19 protein-coding genes are annotated in these 21,191 nt (G+C 67.0%); 8 read left to right on the top strand and 11 right to left on the bottom strand.

All coding sequences use genetic code 11. The annotated features are described in order from the left end of the window. Window positions 1–11: 11 nt before the first annotated feature. The 4 genes from ABD022_RS13310 to ABD022_RS13295 are packed head-to-tail and all read right to left on the bottom strand — an operon-like array spanning window position 12 to window position 3,670. Window positions 12–1,826, bottom strand: a complete 1,815-nt coding sequence (locus ABD022_RS13310) for an aminopeptidase P family protein (protein WP_425545239.1) — start codon at window positions 1,824–1,826, stop codon at window positions 12–14. A 5-nt stretch (window positions 1,827–1,831) separates the two neighbouring features. Next, window positions 1,832–2,485, bottom strand: a complete 654-nt coding sequence (locus ABD022_RS13305; protein ID WP_343821706.1) for a CoA transferase subunit B — start codon at window positions 2,483–2,485, stop codon at window positions 1,832–1,834. 11 nt (window positions 2,486–2,496) lie between these two features. Continuing rightward, window positions 2,497–3,192 carry a CoA transferase subunit A gene (locus ABD022_RS13300; protein WP_343821704.1) on the bottom strand — a complete coding sequence of 232 codons (696 nt, stop codon included), beginning with the start codon at window positions 3,190–3,192 and terminating at the stop codon, window positions 2,497–2,499. Window positions 3,193–3,232: 40 nt separating this feature from the next. After that, complete coding sequence (locus ABD022_RS13295) at window positions 3,233–3,670, bottom strand: acyl-CoA thioesterase (RefSeq protein WP_343821822.1); 438 nt, start codon at window positions 3,668–3,670, stop codon at window positions 3,233–3,235. Between the two features lie 200 nt (window positions 3,671–3,870). Here ABD022_RS13295 and ABD022_RS13290 point away from each other — a divergent pair, with 200 nt between their 5' ends. Together ABD022_RS13290 and ABD022_RS13285 are read left to right on the top strand one after the other, a co-directional pair. Further along, complete coding sequence (locus tag ABD022_RS13290; RefSeq protein ID WP_343821702.1) at window positions 3,871–5,517, top strand: electron transfer flavoprotein-ubiquinone oxidoreductase; 1,647 nt, start codon at window positions 3,871–3,873, stop codon at window positions 5,515–5,517. 75 nt (window positions 5,518–5,592) lie between these two features. Next, window positions 5,593–6,246 (top strand): MarC family protein, encoded by a 654-nt coding sequence (locus ABD022_RS13285; protein WP_343821700.1) that lies wholly within the window; start codon window positions 5,593–5,595, stop codon window positions 6,244–6,246. 20 nt (window positions 6,247–6,266) lie between these two features. Here the strand turns inward: ABD022_RS13285 and ABD022_RS13280 are convergent, their stop codons facing one another. The 4 genes from ABD022_RS13280 to ABD022_RS13265 form a co-directional block, all read right to left on the bottom strand. Continuing rightward, window positions 6,267–6,824, bottom strand: a complete 558-nt coding sequence (locus ABD022_RS13280) for a GNAT family N-acetyltransferase (RefSeq protein WP_343821698.1) — start codon at window positions 6,822–6,824, stop codon at window positions 6,267–6,269. 216 nt (window positions 6,825–7,040) lie between these two features. After that, the gene (acs, locus tag ABD022_RS13275; RefSeq protein WP_343821696.1) at window positions 7,041–9,020 is read right to left on the bottom strand and encodes an acetate--CoA ligase; all 1,980 of its coding nucleotides are present in this window, start codon (window positions 9,018–9,020) and stop codon (window positions 7,041–7,043) included. A 103-nt stretch (window positions 9,021–9,123) separates the two neighbouring features. After that, window positions 9,124–10,518, bottom strand: a complete 1,395-nt coding sequence (locus tag ABD022_RS13270; protein WP_425545228.1) for an MFS transporter — start codon at window positions 10,516–10,518, stop codon at window positions 9,124–9,126. Then, window positions 10,515–12,401 carry a propionate--CoA ligase gene (locus ABD022_RS13265; RefSeq protein WP_343821694.1) on the bottom strand — a complete coding sequence of 629 codons (1,887 nt, stop codon included), beginning with the start codon at window positions 12,399–12,401 and terminating at the stop codon, window positions 10,515–10,517. Before ABD022_RS13265 ends, ABD022_RS13270 begins: the two co-directional genes overlap by 4 nt. A gap of 305 nt (window positions 12,402–12,706) precedes the next feature. Here ABD022_RS13265 and ABD022_RS13260 point away from each other — a divergent pair, with 305 nt between their 5' ends. Further along, window positions 12,707–13,375, top strand: coding sequence for a C40 family peptidase (locus ABD022_RS13260; RefSeq protein ID WP_343821692.1), 669 nt, complete (start codon window positions 12,707–12,709; stop codon window positions 13,373–13,375). Between the two features lie 25 nt (window positions 13,376–13,400). On the opposite strand, the gene ABD022_RS13255 is transcribed toward ABD022_RS13260, so the two are convergent. Beyond that, a complete protein-coding gene (locus tag ABD022_RS13255; protein WP_343821817.1) occupies window positions 13,401–13,793 on the bottom strand; it encodes a DUF2325 domain-containing protein in 393 nt (130 codons plus the stop codon). Between the two features lie 257 nt (window positions 13,794–14,050). Here ABD022_RS13255 and ABD022_RS13250 point away from each other — a divergent pair, with 257 nt between their 5' ends. Genes ABD022_RS13250 through ABD022_RS13230 form a run of 5 tightly spaced genes read left to right on the top strand, consistent with a single transcriptional unit; the run spans window position 14,051 to window position 18,570 of the window. After that, a complete protein-coding gene (locus ABD022_RS13250; RefSeq protein WP_343821690.1) occupies window positions 14,051–15,268 on the top strand; it encodes an amino acid ABC transporter substrate-binding protein in 1,218 nt (405 codons plus the stop codon). 29 nt (window positions 15,269–15,297) lie between these two features. Next, entirely contained in the window at window positions 15,298–16,161 is an 864-nt protein-coding gene (locus ABD022_RS13245) for a branched-chain amino acid ABC transporter permease (RefSeq protein WP_343821688.1), read from the top strand. Beyond that, window positions 16,158–17,105 carry a branched-chain amino acid ABC transporter permease gene (locus ABD022_RS13240; RefSeq protein ID WP_343821686.1) on the top strand — a complete coding sequence of 316 codons (948 nt, stop codon included), beginning with the start codon at window positions 16,158–16,160 and terminating at the stop codon, window positions 17,103–17,105. Before ABD022_RS13245 ends, ABD022_RS13240 begins: the two co-directional genes overlap by 4 nt. Beyond that, window positions 17,102–17,836: an ABC transporter ATP-binding protein gene (locus ABD022_RS13235; RefSeq protein ID WP_343821684.1), complete on the top strand. Its 735-nt coding sequence runs from the start codon at window positions 17,102–17,104 to the stop codon at window positions 17,834–17,836. Before ABD022_RS13240 ends, ABD022_RS13235 begins: the two co-directional genes overlap by 4 nt. Continuing rightward, complete coding sequence (locus ABD022_RS13230) at window positions 17,833–18,570, top strand: ABC transporter ATP-binding protein (protein WP_343821683.1); 738 nt, start codon at window positions 17,833–17,835, stop codon at window positions 18,568–18,570. Before ABD022_RS13235 ends, ABD022_RS13230 begins: the two co-directional genes overlap by 4 nt. Before the next feature lie 6 nt (window positions 18,571–18,576). Here the strand turns inward: ABD022_RS13230 and ABD022_RS13225 are convergent, their stop codons facing one another. Next, the gene (locus tag ABD022_RS13225) at window positions 18,577–19,539 is read right to left on the bottom strand and encodes a CysB family HTH-type transcriptional regulator (RefSeq protein WP_343821682.1); all 963 of its coding nucleotides are present in this window, start codon (window positions 19,537–19,539) and stop codon (window positions 18,577–18,579) included. Between the two features lie 151 nt (window positions 19,540–19,690). Then, window positions 19,691–21,184 (bottom strand): CoA-acylating methylmalonate-semialdehyde dehydrogenase, encoded by a 1,494-nt coding sequence (locus ABD022_RS13220; RefSeq protein WP_343821680.1) that lies wholly within the window; start codon window positions 21,182–21,184, stop codon window positions 19,691–19,693. Window positions 21,185–21,191 lie beyond the last annotated feature (7 nt).

Below are 21,191 nucleotides of genomic sequence, written 5' to 3'. Positions count from 1 at the left end.
TCTTGCCCGGGCTACAGCGCCTCGGTCCGGGCCAGGAGCCAGTCGCGGGCGGCCCCGTCCACCAGGGGCAGCAGGCATTCGCGCACCCGGGCATGGTAGGCGTCCAGCCACGCGATCTCGTCGGCCGAAAGGCGTTCGCGCACCACGCAGCGCGTGTCGATGGGGCACAGCGTGACGGTCTCGAATTCCAGGAACGAACCGAATCCGGTCTGCCCCGCCGGCACGGCCAGCACCAGGTTCTCGATGCGAATGCCCCACTGCCCGTCGCGGTACAGGCCCGGCTCGTTGGACGTCAGCATGCCGGCCTTCATGCCCTGGTGGGGCCGCGCGTGACCGCGCACGGAGATCGACTGCGGGCCTTCGTGGACGTTCAGGAAATAACCCACGCCATGGCCCGTGCCGTGGCCGTAGTCCAGCCCCCGGCGCCACAGCGGCATGCGCGCCAGGGTGTCGAGCACCGAAGAAGGCGTGTCTTCCGGGAAGCGGGCCCGCGCCAGGGCGATGTGGGCCTGCAGCACGGTGGTGTAGTCGGCGCGCTGCGCGTCCGAGGGCGTGCCGACGGGCACGACCCGGGTGATATCGGTCGTGCCGCCCAGGTACTGCCCGCCGGAATCGATCAGCAGCAGGCCATCGCCCTGGATGACCGCATGGGAAGAACCGGTGGCGCGGTAGTGCGGCATGGCGCCGTTGGCATTGAAGCCGGCAATGGTGGCGAAACTGAGGCTGACGAAGCCCGGGCGCCGGGCGCGGGCGGCCGACAGGCGGGTATCGACGTCGATCTCGGTGATGCGCTCTCCCGCTGCCAGGGCCGCCTCGAACCAGGCGAAGAATTCGCACAGGGCGGCACCGTCCTGGGCCATGGCGGCCCGGATGTTGTCGGCCTCGGCGGCGTTCTTCACGGATTTCAGCAACTGGGACGGATTGATGGCCTCGATGCGCCGCGCCTGGGGCGCATGCGACAGCGTGCCCGCCGTGACCCGCGCCGGATCCACCAGCAGCGCTGCATCGGGCGGCAGCGCCGCCAGGTCGGCGGCGAGCGCGGCATAATCGCGCAGGGCGACACCGTCGGCCGCCAGGCGCGCGGCCAGCCCGGCATCGATCTTGCCGGGCGCCACGTACAGGCGCACGCCGTCCTCGTCCAGCAGCGCGTGGGCCAGGAAGACCGGGTTGTAGTCCACATCCGTGCCGCGCAGGTTCAGCAGCCAGGCGATGTCGTCCAGCGAGGACAGCAGATGCCAGGCCGCGCCATGATTGCGCATGGCGGCCCGCACGGCGGCCAGATTGTCGGCACGGGTGCGGCAGGCGTGCGGCGGCAGATGCTCGAAAACCGGCGCCGCCGGCAGTGTCGGACGACCGGTCCAGATGGCGCCGACCGGGTCCTGGTCCAGCACCAGGGCCATGCCGGCCCCTTCCAGGGCGGACCGCCAGCGGCGTTCCGCCGCCAGGTCGAGCACCCGGCCGTCGACCGCGACCCGGTCGCCGCGCGCCAGATGCGCCAGCGCCCAGTCCAGGGCGTCCGGCACATCGGGCGCGCCGGCACGCATCAGGACAATGCCGGAGCCCCGCAACTGGGCTTCGGCCTGCACCCAGTAACGGCTGTCGGTCCACAGGCCGGCGAAATCCGCCGTGACCAGCAGGCTGCCCGCCGAACCGTCGAAGCCCGACAGCCAGGCTCGGGCGGCCCAGTGCTCGGGCAGGTATTCCGACAGGTGCGGGTCGGCGGTCGGCACCAGGCACGCGTGCAGGCCCGACTGCGCCAGCTGCCCGCGCAGGGCGGCAAGGCGCTCGGCGGGCGTCGCTAGGGAATGCGGCAAGGTCACGGCGATTTCCTTCAGGCGAAGGCCGATACGTCCAGCCTGGCGGCCGTCTTGGCGCGGATCTCGTCCACCGTGACACCCGGCGCCAGTTCGGTCAGGCGCAGACCGTCATCGGTGACTTCCATCACGCCCAGGTCGGTGATGATCAGGTTCACCACGCCCACGCCGGTCAGCGGCAGCGTGCATGCGGGCAGCAGCTTCAGGGATTCGGTGCCGTCCTTGGCCTTGGCGACGTGTTCCATGAGCACCACGACCTTGCCCACGCCGGCCACCAGGTCCATGGCGCCACCCATGCCCTTGATCATCTTGCCGGGAATCATCCAGTTGGCCAGGTCGCCCTTTTCGGACACCTGCATGGCCCCCAGGATGGCGAGATTGATCTTGCCGCCCCGGATCATGGCGAATGAATCCGCCGAGGCGAAGATCGAGGAGCCCGGCAGCGTCGTCACGGTCTGCTTGCCGGCGTTGATCAGGTCGGCGTCGACCTCTTCGTCCGTGGGGAAGGGGCCGATGCCCAGCAGGCCGTTTTCCGACTGGAGCCAGACTTCCATGCCCTCGGGCACGTAGTTGGCGACCTTGGTGGGCAGGCCGATGCCCAGATTGACGTAGTAGCCGTCCTGTAGTTCCTGCGCGGCGCGCGCGGCCATCTGTTCGCGATCCCAAGCCATGATCTGCCTCCTTATTGACGAATGGTGCGTTGTTCGATGCGCTTTTCGGGATGCGCGTTCAGGACGATGCGGTGCACGTAGATGCCCGGCAGATGGACTTCGTCCGGGTCGAACGTGCCGGTGGGCACGATCTCTTCGACCTCGACGATGGTGATGCGCCCCGCCATGGCGACATTGGGGTTGAAGTTGCGCGCCGTGCGGCGGAATTTCAGGTTGCCGCTGCGGTCGGCCTTCCAGGCCTTGACCAGGGACACGTCCGGCACCAGGGAGCGTTCCATGATGTAGGTGCGGCCATCGAACTCGCGGGTTTCCTTGCCTTCGGCCACCACGGTCCCCACGCCGGTGGCGGTGAAGAACGCCGGGATGCCGGCGCCGCCGGCGCGCAGCTTCTCGGCCAGCGTGCCCTGCGGCGTGAATTCAAGTTCCAGCTCGCCAGCCAGGTACTGGCGTTCGAATTCCTTGTTCTCGCCCACGTAGGACGCGATCATCTTGGTGATCTGGCGCGTGGACAGCAGCTGCCCCAGACCGAAGCCGTCGACCCCGGCGTTGTTGCTGACGCAGGTCAGGTTGCGCACGCCCGAATCGCGCAGGGCCGCGATCAGGGCTTCGGGGATGCCGCACAGCCCGAAACCGCCCACGGCGATCATCTGGTTGTCGGCCACGACGCCGCGCAGGGCGGCCTCGGCACTCTCGTAGACTTTATCCATACAACGGTTCCTTCGTGGATGAACAGAAATCGATGGCGCGTCAGGGGGCAAAGCAGCGTTCCAGCGCCTGCCGGTCGGCGTCGGTCCAGGGCTGCGGCCGGCCGGTGGCAGCATCGGCGCACACCAGCACATTGCGGCCGCGCGCATGCAGCACCCCGGCATCTTCGGCGTCCGCGATCCAGCAGTCCAGCTCGAGGCTGGTCCGCCCGATGCGCGCGAGCTTCATGCCGACGACGACACGGGCAGGATACATCAGCGGTCTGAGAAAATCACACGAGGCATGCGCCAGCACGCCGTAGCGGCCCGAGCCCGCATCCAGCCCCATCGCGGAGAACAAACGTACGCGGGCCTCTTCAAAATAACGGAAGTAGGCCGTGTTGTTGACGTGGCGCAGCGCGTCCATTTCGCCCCATCGGACATCGATCCGGGTTTCAAACGTTCCGGAAGGCGTTTGAATATCAAGGGATTCGGACGACACGGGCAAGCTCCAAAAGTCCGGCCGGAAGGCCCGGCAACAGAGGTGCAGTATAACGATCTGCAATACAATGGCCCGCAATATGGCGGGGTCCCGCCTCGCTTCAAGGATGCTCTGGACAAGTCCCCGGGCCGCGCGCACCTGCTTTCCGCTCGACTCGTCCGAAGCCTCCTCACCGCTCATCAATCAACGGGGATGCACCCATGACTGAACGTGAATCGATGGAATACGACGTCGTCGTCGTCGGAGGCGGGCCGGCCGGGCTGTCGGCGGCGATCCGCCTGAAGCAGCTGGCCGCCGAGCGCGGCCAGGACATCAGCGTCTGCGTGCTGGAAAAGGCAGCCGAAATCGGCGCGCACATCCTGTCGGGCGCCGTGATGGATCCCCAGGCCCTGACCGAGCTCATCCCGGACTGGAAGGAACGCGGCGCACCGCTGGATGTGGCGGTCACGGACGACCGGTTCCTGTTCCTGACCGAATCGGGCGCGCGCGCCACCCCGGCCTGGCTGCTGCCGGACTGTTTCAAGAACCACGGCAACTACATCGTGCGCCTGGGCCACGTCACCCGCTGGCTGGGCGAGCAGGCCGAAGCCCTGGGCGTGGACGTGTTCCCCGGCTTCGCGGCCGCCCAGATCCTGTATTCCGAATCCGGGGCCGTGCGCGGCGTGCTGACCGGCGACATGGGCGTGGCGCGCGACGGCAGCCATACCGACGCCTACCAGCCCGGCATGGAACTGCTGGCGCGCTACACGATCTTCGCCGAAGGCTCGCGCGGCCACCTGGGCCGCCAGCTGATCGAGCAATACCGCCTGGACGCAGGTCGCGACCCGCAAAGCTACGCGATCGGCATCAAGGAACTCTGGGAAGTCGATCCGGCGCAATCGCGCCCCGGCCTGGTGATGCACACCGCCGGCTGGCCGCTGGATTCGGACACCTACGGCGGCTCGTTCCTGTACCACCTGAACGACAACCTGGTGGCCGTGGGGCTGGTCGTGGGGCTGGACTACGCCAACCCCTGGCTTTCCCCGTTCGAGGAATTCCAGCGCTACAAGACCCACCCGGCGATCCGCTCTACGTTCGAAGGCGGCAAGCGCATCGCCTACGGCGCGCGCTCCCTGACGGCGGGCGGCCTGCTGTCCCTGCCCAAGCTCTGCTTCCCCGGCGGCGTCCTGGTGGGCTGCGAGGCCGGCATGCTGAACGCCTCCCGCATCAAGGGCAGCCATTCGGCCATCAAGTCCGGCGCGCTGGCCGCCGAAGCCGCCTTCGACGCCCTGGTGGCGGGCCGCAGCCACGACGAACTCACCGCCTACCCGGCCGCCTTCGAGCGGTCCTGGCTGCACGCCGAGCTGAACAAATCACGCAACTTCAAGCAGTGGTTCAAGAAAGGCCGCACCATCGGCACGCTGATGACCGGCATCGAGCAATGGCTGTTCAAGGGCAAGATGCCCTGGACGATCCACCGCACCAAGCCCGACCACGCCTGTCTGCAGCCGGCGGCCGAGTGCGCACGCATCGACTACCCCAAGCCCGACGGCAAGCTGACCTTCGACCGTCTCAGCTCGGTGTTCATCTCCAACACCAACCACGACGAGAACGAGCCCGTCCACCTGACGCTGAAGGACGACACCGTCCCGGTCGCCATCAACCTGGCGAAATTCGGCGGCCCCGAAATGCGCTTCTGCCCGGCCGGGGTCTACGAGTTCGTCAAGACGGAAACCGGCGAGGACCGCCTGCAGATCAACGCCCAGAACTGCATCCATTGCAAGACCTGCGACATCAAGGACCCGACGCAGAACATCGTCTGGGTGACGCCCCAGGGCGGCGAAGGACCGGTCTACAACGGCATGTAAAACGCACCCCGGGCGCCGCTGCGCGCGGCGCCCGGTTCCGATCACGCAGGCCTGCCGGGCGGGAGCCCATCGCCGATGGATATCACTTTCGCCACCAAGTTCCTGGGCGCGCTGTTCGCCATCATGAACCCATTCATCACCCTGCCGCTGTTCCTGGCAATCACGGCCAACAAGACCGTGGCCGAACAGCGCAGCCAGGCCGTGGCGATCGTGATCTACACCGCCGCGATGTGCATCGTCATCTCGCTGGCGGGCAGCCACATCATCCGCTTCTTCGGCGTCAGCCTGGATGCCTTCCGCGTCGCCGGCGGCCTGGTGCTGAGCGGCATCGCGCTGACCATGCTCAACGGCCAGCCGATCACTTCCCACGAACGTGCCACCCAGGAAAAGAACGTCGGCGGCCCGGCCGCACGGGCCGAGGTCGAAGACAACCCCGCGTTCTATCCCCTGACCTTTCCCATGATCGTCGGCCCCGGCACCATCGCCACGCTGATCATCTACGGGGCACAGGCGCACCAGACGGCGCAGTACCTGGGGTTCGGCATCGTGCTGGTGGCGGTGCTGGCCTCGTTGTTCGCAGTGCTGTATTTCGCCGCCTCGATCGGCAAGCTGCTCTCCACCAAGATGCGCGTCATCATGGCCCGCGTGATGGGCATGATCCTGGCGGCCATCGCCGTGGAAATGACTTTCGCGGGCGCCAAGGCCATGCTGCCGGGGCTGGCGCACTAGGACCTGTGCGCCGCCAGGCGCTAAGCCGCCGGCGGCGTCCCGGTGCCGCCGCCCAAAGCGCGCTGCATCAGCACCGTATCCACCCACTGGCCCAGCTTGAAGCCGACCCCGGTCAGGATTCCGACGTGGCGGAACCCGCAGTTCTGGTGAAGGATGATCGAGCTGGTATTGGCGCGATCGCCGATCACCGCGATCATCTGGCGCCATGGCCCGGCTTCGCACCGCGTGATCAGCGCGCGCAGCAGCGCGCTTCCCACGCCTTTGCCGTCCATGCCGTCTTCGACGTAGACGGAGTTTTCGATGGCGTACCGATAGGCGGGACGCGCGCGATAGGCCGCCGCGCAGCAATAGCCCACCACCCTGCCATCCACTTCCGCCACCAGATAGGGCAGGCCGCTACGGATGATCGCATCGCGCCGGCTCGCCATTTCATCGACCGAAGGCGGGATTTCCTCGAACGTCGAGATCCCGTTGAGCACATGATGCGCGTAAATGGCCTGGATGACCGCGATGTCTTCGTCGGCTGCGTCCCGCACCCGGATCCCGCCATCCGGCCCGGAAGCGTTCGATTCAAGCATTTGATTCATTCCATCGTTCCGTCGTCTTGATCAACCGGCGCCTGCGACCCATGGCCGCGCGCCGCCGACATCATCATATTGCATTGAATTGTCTCATCCCCCAAGGGGGCGCTTTTTGCCTTGGGGCGGCCCGGCGGCAAAAAAGGGGCGGGAATACATTCCCGCCCCTTCGGCTGCATCCGGCGCCCTGGATCACAGGGCGCCTTTCAACGCGCTTTACCGCACCTGGGCCAGCTGGTCCAGGATGCCGGGGTTTTCCAGCGTGGACACGTCCTGGGTGATGGGCTCGCCCTTGGCGACCACGCGCAGCAGGCGGCGCATGATCTTGCCCGAACGCGTCTTGGGCAGGTTTTCGCCGAAGCGGATCTCGCGCGGCTTGGCGATGGGGCCGATTTCCTTGGCCACCCAGTCGCGCAGCTGCTTGGCCACTGCGGCGGCCTGGTCGCCCTGGGGCAACGGCCCGTTGAGCACCACGAAGGCCACCACGGCTTCGCCCGTCGTGTCGTCGGGACGGCCGACCACGGCAGCTTCGGCCACCAGTTCGTGCGCCACCAGGGCGGATTCGACTTCCATCGTGCCCAGCCGGTGGCCCGAGACGTTCAGCACGTCGTCGATCCGGCCCATGATCCAGAAATAGCCGTCCTTGTCGCGCTGCGCGCCGTCGCCCGCCAGGTAGTAGCCCTTGAGCTCTTCGGGAAAGTAGGTTTTCTTGAAGCGTTCCGGATCACCCCAGATCGTGCGGATCATCGACGGCCACGGCTTGCGGATCACCAGGAAGCCGCCCTTGCCGCGCTCGACTTCCTCGCCCGTCTCGTCGACGATGGCGGCATCGATGCCCGGCAGCGGCAGCGTGCAGGAACCCGGCTTGAGGGTGGTGACGCCCGGCAGCGGCGTGATCATGTGCGCGCCGGTCTCGGTCTGCCACCAGGTGTCGATCACCGGGCAGCGCTGGCCGCCGACGTTGTTGTAGTACCAGACCCAGGCTTCGGGATTGATGGGCTCGCCCACCGAACCGATGATGCGCAGCGTGCTCAGGTCGAAGGACTTGGGATGGACCTTGGGATCGGCCTCGGACAGCTTGGTCAGCGACCGGATGGCCGTGGGCGCGGTGTAGAAGACCGTGACCTTGTGCTCCTGGATCATCTTCCAGAAGCGCCCGGCGTCCGGATAGGTGGGCACGCCCTCGAAGACCACCTGGGTCACGCCGGCCGCCAGCGGGCCGTAGGTGACGTAGGAGTGGCCCGTGACCCAGCCCACATCGGCCGTGCACCAGAACACGTCGGTCGGCTTGGAGTCGAAGGTCCATTTCATGGTCATCAGCGACCACAGCAGGAAGCCGGCGCTGGAGTGCTGCACGCCTTTTGGCTTGCCGGTGGAACCGGACGTATACAGGATGAACAGCGGGTGCTCGGCATCGACCGGAACCGGCGGGCAGTCGGCGGACTGGCCCTGGATGACGTCGTGCCACCACAGGTCGCGGTCGGCGTTCCATTGGACGCTGGAGCCGGCGCGCTTGTAGGTGATGACCTTGCGCACCGCATCGCAGCCGCCCATGGCGATGGCCTCGTCCACGGCGTCCTTCAGGGGGATGACCTTGCCGCCGCGGATCTGGGCGTCGGCCGTGATCATCAGCGTGGCGCCGACGTCGACGGTGCGCTCGTGGATGCTCTTGGCCGAGAAGCCGCCGAACACCACCGAATGGATGATGCCCAGGCGGGCGCAGGCCTGCATGGCCACGACGGCCTCGATGGACATGGGCAGGTAGATGATGGCACGCTCGCCGGCCTTGAAGCCCAGCGACTTGATCGCATTGGCGAACTGCGACACACGCGCATGCAGTTCCTTGTAGGTGACCTTGGTCACCTTGCCGTCGTCGGCCTCGAAGATGATGGCGGTGTGATTCTCGACGGGGGTGCCCAGGTGCTTGTCGAGGCAGTTGGCCGAGATGTTCAACTGGCCGTCGGGGTAGAACTTGTAGAAGGGCTTGTTCGATTCGTCGACCACCCGGGTGAAGGGCTTGGACCAGACCAGATTTTCATTGGCCAGCCGGGCCCAGAAGGCATCGGGATCGCGCTTGGCTTCGTCGCACAGTGCCTGGTAGCCCTCCATCCCCGACACATTGGCCTGCGCGACGAGGTCCGCAGGGGGCGGAAACACCCTGTTTTCCACCAATATGGATTCAATCTCCGTGGTCATGGCTCGCTCCTGAGTTTAGTGTTGTCTTCACTTTATGTTTGAATGTTGCAACCGTACTGCACAATGCTTACTCGATACTGACAAATGCAACCCGGCCCTGGCCTCAGGCGGCTGACGCCTGGTCGGCGCCGGGGTTGCGATGCGCGGCCGCGTCCCGGGCGCGCATGCCGCGTTCGAAATCCAGGCGCCTCAACAGGGCCAGTCCCGCCAGGAAAAACAGGCCGGTCGCCAGCAGGGCGGCGCGGTGGTTGCCCGCGGTGACCCAGACCAGCACGCCATAGGACAGCGGCCCGACGACGGCCGCCAGCTGCACGGCGAAGGTCCAGAGGGCAAAGAATTCCGCGGGGCGGTCGGCCGGCGCCAGCACCCCGACCATGGCCCGGCCCGCGCTCTGGCTGGAGCCCATGCACAATCCGGCCAGCACGGCGGCCGACCAGAACACCGGCACGGAACGGGCCGAGACCGCGACCAGCACCATGACGATCCAGCCCAGCAGGGTCAGTGTCAGCGCCCGGCGATGGCCGATGCGGTCCTGCAGGTAGCCGAAACCGAACGCGCCGGCCGCGGCGGCGATGTTCACCAGGAACACCAGCAGCATGGTCTCGCGCATGCCGAAACCCATGGCCTCGGTGGCGTAGACGGCCGACAGGGTGATCACCACCGCGATCCCCGCCTGGTAGCAGGCAATGCACAGCAGCAGGCGGCGGAAATCGGGAAAATCGCGGCGGGTCTCACGCCAGGCCGTGCGCAGCTGGGACAGCATCGCGGCCGGTTTCCGGCCCGTGCCGGCGGCCGGTTCGCGCAGCCACAGGAATGCCGGCAGCGCCGCCACTGCGAACAGGACGGCCGTGAGCACCATGATCCAGGGCACGTATTCCTGGGCGGCAAGCCCGCGGGATTCGGCCGAGGCCGCGACCCACAGGGAAAGCCCCAGGGCCAGCATGCCGCCGAAATAACCGAAGCTCCAGCCCCAGCCGGACACCCGGCCCATGGCTTCGGACCGGGCCAGGCCGGGCAGGAACGACGCCACCGCCGATTCACCGATGCAATAGCAGGCATTGGACAGCGCCAGCCACACCAGGCCCAGGGCGATATCGCCCGGCCCCACGCCGGCCAGCGCCGCGGTGGCCAGCACGCACCCCGCGGTACTGGCGAACAGCAGCCGGCGGTGGCCGGCGTGGGCATCCGCCCTCGCCCCCAGGCCAGGCATCCACAGCATCACCGCCAGGTAGGACAGGGACAGCGCCGCCGTCAGCGCCAGGGTGCCCCAGCTCTTTCCGGCCGCCACCACGCCGACGAAGTAGGCGTTGAACACCGTGGTCAGCACCACGGTGGTGTAGCCGGAATTGGCGAAGTCGTACATCGCCCAGGACCAGATCTCGCGCCGCCCCACGCCCGGCCTCAGCGGCGAGGCGGCACGCGCGGGCGCCCGGTCGGCGCCGGACGGTTCCGGACGGCTTGCGTCTGCGCGTCCGGATGCGTCCCGGTCTTCGTTCACAGTGCGGCGCGGATCTGGTCGAGCGCGCCCGGATCCTCGATCGTGGTCAGGTCGCCGGGATCCCGGCCTTCGCACAGCGCCACGATGGCGCGCCGCAGGACCTTGCCCGACCGCGTCTTGGGCAGGGTGTTGACGAACAGGATGCGCGCCGGGCGGGCCACGGCCCCGTTGCGCTGCTCGATGACACGCTTGATCTCGGCTTCCAGGCGGTCGCGCGCGCCGGGTTCGTCCAGCACGTCGGGCGTCCGCAGCACGGCGAAGGCCATGGCTTCCTGCCCCTTGAGCGAGTCGGCCACCCCCACCACCGCCGATTCCGCCACGGCCGGATGGGTGTTCACCGATTCCTCGATTTCGCGCGTGCCCAGGCGGTGCCCGGCAACATTGATCACGTCATCGGTGCGGCCCAGGATATACCAGTAGCCGTCGTCGTCCACCAGCCCCCAATCCGAGGTCGAATAGCAGAGCCGGCCCGGGAAGGACTCGAAATAGGTGCGCACGAAACGCTCGTCGTTGCCCCAGATGGTGCTCATCGCGCCGGGCGGCAGGGGCGGTTCGATCGCCACGACGCCCTTCTGGTTCGGGCCGCAGTCCCGGCCGGTGGACTCGTCGATCACCCGCACATCGTAGCCATAGACGGGAAAGGACGGGCTGCCGAAGCGGGTGGGGACTTCTTCGACCCCGGGCTGGGCCGAGAGGATCGGCCAGCCGGTCTCAGTCTGCCAGTAGTTGTCGATCACAGGCTTGTCGAGGGCCTCGGACAGCCATTGGCCGGTCAGCTCGTCGAGCGGCTCGCCCGCCAGGTAGATGCGCTCCAGGCTGGACAGGTCGTGGCGGCTCAGCAGTGCGGGATCGTGCTTCTTCAGGACCCGGATCGCCGTCGGCGCCGAGAACAGCGCGTTGACGCGGTAGGTCTCGACGATGCGCCAGAGAATGGCCGCATCGGGGCGCACCGGCGTGCCTTCGTACATGACGGTGGCCTGGCCGTTCAGCAGCGGCCCGTAGACCACGTAGGAATGCCCCACCACCCAGCCCACGTCGCTGCTGGAGAAATAGACATCGCCCGGCTTGCCGCCGTAGATGTATTCCATGGACGCGCACAGCGCCACCGCATAGCCGCCGACGTCGCGCTGGACGCCCTTGGGGTTGCCCGTCGTGCCCGAGGTATACAGGATGTAGCTGGGCTCGTTGGATTCCAGCCAGACCACGGGCACCTGGGCGTCCAGGTGGCGCGCCCGCAGCGGCGCGTATTCCAGGTCGCGGCCGGGCGTCAGGTCCATGGGCGCCAGACCCCGGTTCACCAGCAGGACGCGTTCGGGCGCATGGGACGATTGGACGATCGCCTGGTCCAGCAGCGGCTTGTAGGCGATCGGCCGCCCGCCGCGGGAGCCGGCATCCGTGGACACGATCACGCGGGGCTGGGCGTCGTCGATGCGCTGGGCCAGGTTGTGCGCCGCGAAACCGCCGAACACGACCGAATGGATGGCCCCGAGCCGGGCACAGGCCAGCATGAAGAAGGCCGCCTGGGGAATCATGGGCAGGTAGATCAGCACGCGGTCGCCCTGGACCACCCCGAGTTCCTGCAGCGTGGCGGCGGCCGCATTGACCTCGCGCGCGAGGTCGGCGCGGGTATAGACGATTTCCTGGTCGACCTCGGTGGACACCCAGATCAGGGCGGGCTGGTCGCCCCGCGTGTCGAGCCAGCGGTCGACGGCGTTGTAGCAGAGGTTGGTGCGCCCGCCGACGAACCAGCGCGCAAAGGGCGGACGGGAATAGTCCAGTACCTGAGTGAAGGGGGTCTCCCAGTGGATGCGCTGGGCCTCCTGCGCCCAGAAGGCCTCCCGGTCCTGGATCGACTGGCGATGGAACTCGCGGATTTTCTGCATGGGACTGTCTCCTGTGCCACCCTGCGGCCGAGCGGACCGCGGGCATTTCTTAGAGGAATTGGATGGGTGACATGCTACACCCTGGCCGACCATACAATGCCAGTCTGACACGAGACTGACGAAAGCAGGGACACTTTACTCGATCCTGCCGATCCACTACACTCAAAGAGTTGTCCGCAGGGCGGGCAACCTGCACGATCAATCCGGCTTCCATTTGGGCCCGGCCTGTGGTCTGCGTTGCGGTCATTGCACCGCCGCAGCCAGGCAAGGCGGCTTTGCGGATGCCGACATCCGAAGATCCGCCCATGCCGCCGCCTCACTCTGCCCCAGATCAGCCGAATCCGCCCCGCCTCCCGGCAGCCCGTTCCCTGAAACTGCTGCTGTGCGCCGGACTCGTGGTGCTGGCCGGCTGCGCAAACCAGCCCCGCAAGACGGCCGACGCCGACCTCAATTCCACCCACCTGCTGCGCGACAGCTACCTGCTCAGCACCCAATCCGATCCGCTGGGCGCCTGGCTCGACAACAAGCGCAGCCTGGCCATCGACTACCCCGAATCCGAAACCTACGGCGCCAGCCCGGCGCCCAAGACCCTGGCGTCCACCGCCCTGAAATTCCTGGGCGTCAAATACCGCTACGGCGGCGACGCCCCCGGCGAAGGCTTCGACTGCAGCGGCCTGGTCGCCTACGCCGCCGAGAAATCCCTGGGCCTGAAGCTCCCCCGACAGGCACGCGACCAGGCCAAGCTCGGCATCTCCGTGGATCGCGACGAGCTCAAGCGCGGCGACCTGGTCTTCTTCAACACCCTGGGCAGGCGGTTCTCGCACGTCGGCATCTACCTGGGCGACCACAAGTTCCTGCACGCCCCCCGCACCGGCGCCAGCATCCGGGTCGACAGCATGGACGTGGCCTACTGGCGCAAGCGCTACAACGGCGCCCGGCGCCTTCAGGCCCAGCCCGAAACCGCCCGGCGCTGAGCCAGGCCCCCCGGCAGGCGCCGGATCACCCCTGCAGGGCCAGGCGGCCCTGCGCTTCCCGCCCCGTCCGCCCCTTCGTCCGGGCCGCATTTTCCTCGCGCAGCGGGCACGCCTTACAGTAGCCGCACTGGTCCAGTGCCTGCTGCATGCTGCACACCGACCGCCGGCACGCCAGCACCCGGATGCCGGCACGCTGTGCCGCCAGGCGGAATGTCTTCATCACGTTGTGCCCCAGGAAATCCGTCAGCAAGATGACCAGATCCGTGCCGGAAGGCAAGGCCGGCGCCTTCTTCTGGTGCGCAGGATCACGGCCGCTGATGTGATGGCGGATGGCGATATTGTGGTCGCGCAGCAGGTCCGGGATATTGCCCAGCCGGTCTGCGCCGACGATCAATGCACTGACTTGAGATTGCGCCATGGAATGGACTCCTGTGGTGGGCCGGTGCGGCACGACCGGCACGTCATCGTGGCTTTCATAGTTAATGATAATCATTACCATTAACAAACGCAATTCCATCGAATGCGGAAGATCCACTGGATTTGTCGGGATTTACCCGGATCCCCGCCGATGGCCTGCAGGGGGATTCAGCGCCTCGTCAGTTTCTGTTCAGAATGCTGTTACCGGGCGCAGCGCACAATTTCCGGAAAAGAATCCTTTTCGACCGGAGACACATCATGCATACCCTGTTGCGCGACGGGCTGCCCTGCGCGGCCCTGGCACTGGCCCTGAGCCTGAGCAGTCCCGCCAGCCATGCGGCTGGCAATGAAATCGTCCTGGGCGCCTCGGTCCAGCTGACCGGACCGGTGGCCAACACCGGGCGTTACTACAAGGACGCCTACCAGCTGGCCGTGGACCAGATCAACCGCAAGGGCGGTGTCCAGGTCGGCGGCAAGAAATACACGCTGGCGCTGAAGATCTACGACAACCAGTCCGACGTGAACCTGAGCGTGCGCCAATACACGCAGCTGGTCTCCAAGGACAAGGTCAATTTCCTGCTCGGCCCCTTCGCCAGCAACTTCGCGCTGGCCGATTCTGCCGTCTCCGAAAAATACCAGATCCCCATGGTGCAGGGCGGCGGCGCTTCCGACCAGATCTTCTCGCGCGGCTTCAAGTACGTCTTCGGCACGCTGGCACCCGCCAGCAACTACTTCGGCAGCACCATCGCCATGCTGAAGCAGCTCAAGCCGGCTCCCGCGCAGATCGCCCTGCTCTACGCGGACGATGCCTTCGATGTCTCGGTGGCCAAGGGCACCCGCCCCCTGCTGGAGAAGGCCGGCCTGAAGGCCGTGATCGACGAGCGCTACAGCAGCAACGCCAGCGACTTCAACACCCTGCTGTCGCAGATCAAGGCCAAGCAGACCGACGCCGTGCTGGTCGCCGGGCACGAGACCGAGATCCTGAACTTCATCCGCCAGGCAAAGAGCCTGGATGTGTCGCCCAAGCTCTACTCCTTCACCGTGGGCGTGCCCAGCGAGGACTTCCGCAAGGCCCTGGGCGCGGATGCCGAATACGCCTTCGGCATGACCGCGTGGCTGCCCAGCGAGAACCTGAAGGACGACTGGTTCGGCGACGCGGCCCAGTTCGCCAAGGCCTGGGGCGCCCAGTACCGCTACGAGCCCGACTACCATGCCGCTTCCGGCGTGTCCGACGTCGAGGCGATCGTCAAGGCCATCGAGAAGGCCGGATCGCTCGATCCCAAGGCCGTGCGCGATGCCCTGGCCGCCAGCGACTTCCAGAGCCTCTACGGCCACATCGCCTTCGCCGACAACGGCCAGATCAATCTCGACCAGGTCGTGATCCAGGTCCAGAACGGCAAGCCGGCGGCCGTGTTCGACGGCAGCAAGTTCCTGCGCGACGCGAAATACCCGATGCCCGACTGGTCGAAGCGCTGATCGGCTGAACGACACCCGGAGCGCACGCCTTGGACCTTCTGCTGCAAGTCCTCGTCAACGGCATCCTGCAGGGCGGGCTGTACGCCATCATGGCGCTCGGCCTGGCCCTGGTCTGGGGGGTGCTCAACATCGTCAACCTGGCCCACGGCGCCTTCATCATGCTGGGCGCCTACATTTCCTGGTACAGCTTCAGCTGGCTGGGCCTGGATCCCTTCATCGGGCTGCCGCTCACGGCAGTCCTGATGTTCGGCGTCGGATACGCCATCCAGCGCGGCATCCTGAACCTGGTCGCCCGGGCGCCCATGTTCAACACGCTGCTGATCACCTTCGGCCTGGAAGTCGTCCTCACTTACCTGGCGCAACTGGTGTTCTCGGCCGACTTCCGCACCATCAATCCCTCTTATTCCGGCCGGAATATCGATGTCCTGGGCGTGACCATCCCGGTGGTCCGCCTGGCTGCATCGGGCCTGGCCATCCTGCTGACGCTGGTCATGTGGCGCTTTCTGCTGCACACGCGCCTGGGGCGTGCGATCCGCGCGACCGCCCAGAACCTGCCGGCTGCCCGCCTGCACGGCGTCGAGCCGCGCCACCTGTACGCGGTGACCTTCGGCCTGGGCCTGGCCCTGGCGGGCGCGGCCGGCGGCCTGTACGGCACCGTGTCGCAGATCAACCCCTACATCGGCGCGACACTGACCGCCAAGTCCTTCGCCATCTCCATCATCGGCGGGCTGGACACGCCCCTGGGCGTCATCGCCGGCGGCCTGGTGCTGGGCCTGATCGAGGCCCTGACCACCCTGTACGTCGGGCCGACCTTCGCCGACGTGGCCAGTTTCGGCGTCCTGGTGCTGGTGCTCATCGTGCGCCCCAGCGGCCTGCTCGGGAGAACCGCATGAGGCCGTTGCGCATCCCCCTCATCCTGATCGTCCTGATCGCGCTCGCGCTGCTGCCGCTGTACGGCTCGGACACGATCGTGCAGTTCGGCATCAGCACCCTGCTGCTGGCCGTGCTGGCCCAGGGCTGGAACATCATCGGCGGCTACGCCGGCTACCCGTCCTTCGGCAATTCCGCCTTCTACGGCCTGGGCGCGTACGGCGTGGGCATCGCCATGGTGCAGTGGCAGCTGCCCTTCGCCGTCGGGCTGGCCCTGGGTGTGATCCTGGCCGTGGTCTTCGCCATCTGCCTGGGCATCCCGGTGCTGCGACTGAAAGGCCACTATTTCGCCATCGCCACCCTGGCCCTGGCCCAGGTGATGGCGGCCATCGTCTCCAACGTGGAGCTGGCCGGTCAGAACATCGGCCTGGTGCTGCCGCCGCTCAACGACGACGCGCTGTTCTACGAGCTGTCCCTGGTCCTGCTGGTGGCGGCCACCCTGACGGTCTGGTGGCTGACCCGCAGCCGCTTCGGCTTCGGTCTGATCGCGATCCGCGAGAACGAGGAAGGCGCGGTCGTGATGGGCGTGGACACGACGCGCTACAAAGTCCTGGCGTTCGCCCTGGCGGGCGTGTTCAGCGCCCTGGCCGGCGGCATCCATGCCTACTGGATCACCTTCCTGGATCCCGAGAGCGCCTTCGACATCACGCTGAACGTGAAGATGATCATCATGGCGGTCTTCGGCGGCCCGGGCACGATCCTCGGCCCCATCGTCGGCTCCTTCATTCTGTCGGCCATCTCCGAGTTCCTGTCCAGCGAGGTCACCAGCATCGCCGGCCTGTTCTTCGGGGTCGTGATCGTCGTCGCCGTGGTGCTGATGCCGCGCGGTCTGGCCGACGTGGCGCGGCGCTTCCACCGCACGGGCTGGCGCTATTTCATCGAAAACATCAGGATGCATCGCCTATGAGCCCCATCCTCGAAGCCCGCGGCCTGACACGCCGCTTTGCAGGGCTGGTGGCCGTGCACGACGTCAGCTTCTCGCTGTCGCCCGGCGAGATCCTGGGTTTCATCGGCCCCAACGGCGCCGGCAAGACCACGCTCATCAGCCTGCTGAGCGGCACCCTCGCCCCGACCGAGGGCGAGGTCTGGTTCGAGGGCCGGCGCATCGACCGCCTGGCCGCCTTCCGGCGGGCGCGCCTGGGCATCGGCCGCACCTTCCAGATCATGCAGCCATTTCCCGGCCTGTCGGTGCTGGACAACGTGGCGGTCGGCGCCCTGTTCGGTCGCGGCCGGGGCCAGTCGAAACTGGCGCTGGCGCGCGAAAGCGCCCGTGAATGCCTGGAATTCGTCGGCCTGGGCAAGCACGTCGACCACCGCGCCGAAGACCTGGGGGGCCCGGACCGCAAGCGGCTGGAACTGGCCAAGGCCCTGGCCATGCAGCCGCGCGTGCTGCTGTGCGACGAGGTCATGGCCGGCCTGAACCTGGTGGAGATCGACGAGGTCATCGACATCATCCGCAAAGTGCGCGACACCGGCATCAGCGTCATCGTCATCGAGCACGTCATCAAGGCGATCCGCACCTTGTCGGACCGCATCATGGTGCTGCACCACGGCGAGAAGATCGCCGACGGCGCTCCCGACAGCGTGCTCACCGACAGCCGCGTCGTCGAAGCCTATCTCGGAAAGAAGCGCTCATGAACGCCACCCCGCCCTCTTCTCAGGACCCGCTGCTGCGGATCCGCGGCCTGTCGGCCGGCTATGGCCTGGTCGAAGTGCTGCAATCGGTCTCCCTGGATGTCCGGCCGGCCGAATTCCTGGCGCTGGTGGGCAGCAACGGCGCCGGCAAGACCACGCTGCTGCGCACGCTCTCGGGGCTGCTGCCGGTCCAGTCGGGCACCATCGAATGGGAAGGCCGCCCCATCGGCGGGCTCACGCCCGACGCGATCTTCCGCCAGGGGATCGTCCAGGTGCCCGAAGGCCGCCAGCTCTTTCCCCGCATGTCGGTGCAGGACAACCTGCTGATGGGCGCCTACCGGCGCGACGACAAGCCGGGCGTGCGCGCCGACCTGGACAAGGTCTATGGCTTGTTCCCCCGCATGGCCGAGCGGCGGCGACAGCTGGCCGGCAGCATGTCCGGCGGCGAGCAGCAGATGTGCGCCATGGCGCGCGCCCTGATGGCTCGTCCGCGCCTGCTGATGGTCGATGAAATGAGCCTGGGACTGGCCCCGATCATCGTGGACCAGCTGATGGAGAACCTGACCGCCATCCGCGACCAGGGGGTCACCATCCTGCTGGTAGAGCAGGACATCCACCTGGCGCTGGCGGCCGCCGACCGGGCCTATGTGCTGGAAACCGGCCGCGTCGTGCGCGAAGGGCCGGCCCGCGACCTGATCGAGGACCCGGAACTGAAGCGCGCCTACCTGGGGGTGTAGCCCGGATCAGGCAGCGTCCCGGACCGGGGGAGCGGGCTGGGAGACGGCCTCGGCCACCACGTCGCGCGTCAGTTCCGGCGCCAGCATCTCCATCAGCACGTAGACGAAATCGCGCAGGAACACGCCGCGCTTGATTGCGACGCTGGTGGTGTGCCTGCCGAACAGATGGCCGGCGGGCAGGCCGACCAGGCCCTTGTCGCGGCGCGGGTCGAACGCCACGCCCGCGATGATGCCGATCCCCAGGCCGATGTCGGCATAGGTCTTGATCACGTCGGCGTCGATGGCTTCGAGCACGATGTCGGGAACGATCCCGGCCCGGTCGAAGGCCTCGTCGATGGCGCGCCGGCCCGAGAACGCCCGGTCGTAGGTCACGATGGGATACCGGGACAGATGTTCCAGGGAAAGATTGCGGGCGGCGCTGGAAGTGAGCTCGGTCAGGGGATGGTCGGGCGGCACCACCAGAGTGTGCTCCCAGGCGTACACTGGCAGGGCCACCAGGCCCGGGGTCTGGGCCAGCGTCTCGGTGGCGATGGCCAGGTCCGCCTGCTCGTGCAGGACCAGTTTGGCCAGGTGCTCGGGATTGCCTTCGGCGAGCGACACGTGGACCTTGGGAAAGCGCGCACGGAACGCGGGAATCACGCGCGGCAGCAGGTAGCGGGCCTGGGTGTGGGTGCAGGCGATCACCAGCGAGCCCTCGTCGCGCTGGGCGAATTCGTCGCTGACCTTTTTCAGGTTGTCGACTTCGCGCATGATGCGGTCGATGACTTCGGATACGGCCTGGCCCGGTTTGGTCAGACCCTTGAGGCGCTTGCCATGGCGCTCGAAGATCCGCACGCCGAGTTCATCCTCGAACTCGATGATGGCCTTGGACACCCCCGGCTGGGACGTGTACAGCGAACGGGCGGCTTCGGTCAGATTGAAGTTGCGCCGGATCGTTTCGCGGACGAATCGGAATTGCTGCAGGTTCATGGCAATGGCCCTATAGGAAGAGCCATTATATGGAATATAGAACCTAGTTTATATGATTTTTTGTTATTAGTTTAGGTCCCGGGATACGCTGGGCGCGCATCCCGGTCCTGCCTGCCCGCCGCGCACAGCGGCGAGCAGGCGCCGCAGGCGGCTATTTCATCGAGATCGTGGTGTTGACCTCGCGCGGATGCGCCTGCCAGCGGGCGGTCACGGTCTTGGTCTGGGTCCAGAAGTAGATCGACTGGCGGCCGTTGGGGCCCAGGTCGCCCAGCTTCGAGGCCCGCGAGCCCGTGAAGCTGAACCAGGCGACCGGCACCGGGATGGGAATGTTGATCCCCACCTGGCCGACGTCGACATTGTTCTGGAAGTAGCGCGCATGGCCGCCGTCCTGCGTGAAGATCGAGGTGCCGTTGCCGTTGGGATTGGCATTGATGAATTCCACCGCCTCTTCCAGCGTGTCCACCAGCACCACCGACAGCACCGGACCGAAGATTTCCTCGCGGTAGATGCTCATGTCGGCCTTCACGCCGCTGAATACCGTCGGGCCGACGAAGTTGCCCTTTTCATAGCCGGGCACCTGGATGCCGCGGCCGTCGAGCAGCAGTTCCGCGCCTTCGTCAATGCCCTTCTGGATGAACCCCTCGACGCGCTGGCGCGCGGCGGGCGAGATCAGCGGGCCCAGGTCCGCCTGGCGGTCGGTGCCGACGTTGACCTTCAGCTTGCGGGCGCGTTCCACGAAATCGGGCAGCCACTTCTGTGCCTCGCCCACCAGCACCAGCACGGAAATCGCCATGCAGCGTTCGCCTGCCGCGCCGAAAGCGGCGCCCAGCATCGAATTCAGCGCCGCCTCGCGGTCGGCATCGGGCATGATGACGCTGTGGTTCTTGGCGCCCATCATGGCCTGGCAGCGCTTGCCGGCATCCGAGGAGCGGCGGTAGATTTCCGTGCCCACGCGGGTCGAGCCGATGAAGGACACGGCCTTGATGTCGGGATGGTCGCACAGCGCGTTGGCGACGTCGGGGCCGCCGTGCACCACGTTCAGCACGCCGGGCGGCAGGCCCGCTTCCAGGGCCAGCTGGGCCACCATCAGCGAGGCCGTGGGATCCTGCTCGGACGGCTTGTAGACGAAGGTGTTGCCGCAGGTGACCGCGATGGGGAACATCCAGCACGGCAGCATCACGGGGAAGTTGAAGGCCGTGATCCCGGCGCAGACGCCCAGGGGCTGCAGGACCGAGTAGACGTCAATGCCGGTGGCGGCGTTCTCGGCGTAGTCGCCCAGCTGCAGGGTGTTGGCCGACACGGCGTGATCCACGCCCTCGAGGCCGCGGGCGACTTCGCCTTCGGCGTCGGGCAGGGTCTTGCCGTGCTCACGGGAAATGACCTCGGCGATCTTCGGCGTGTGTTCGCGCAGCAGTTGCGCGAAATCCACCATGATCTGGCGGCGCTTGGCCTGGCTGGTGTTGCGCCAGGTCTTGAAGGCCTCTTTGGAATTGGCCACCGCCCGCTCGACTTCGGCAGGCGTGGCGAAAGGCACCCGGGCGACCACCTCCTGGGTCGCCGGATCGATGACGTCGCGCCATTCCTTGGTTTCGGACTGGACGAGTTCCCCGCCGATCAGCAGCGGGACGCGTGGGATGTCGCTCATTCAAACC

It is taken from the genome of Castellaniella daejeonensis (assembly GCF_039523555.1).
Lineage (GTDB): Bacteria > Pseudomonadota > Gammaproteobacteria > Burkholderiales > Burkholderiaceae_B > Castellaniella > Castellaniella daejeonensis.
This window is presented reverse-complemented; position numbering and strand designations above follow the sequence as displayed.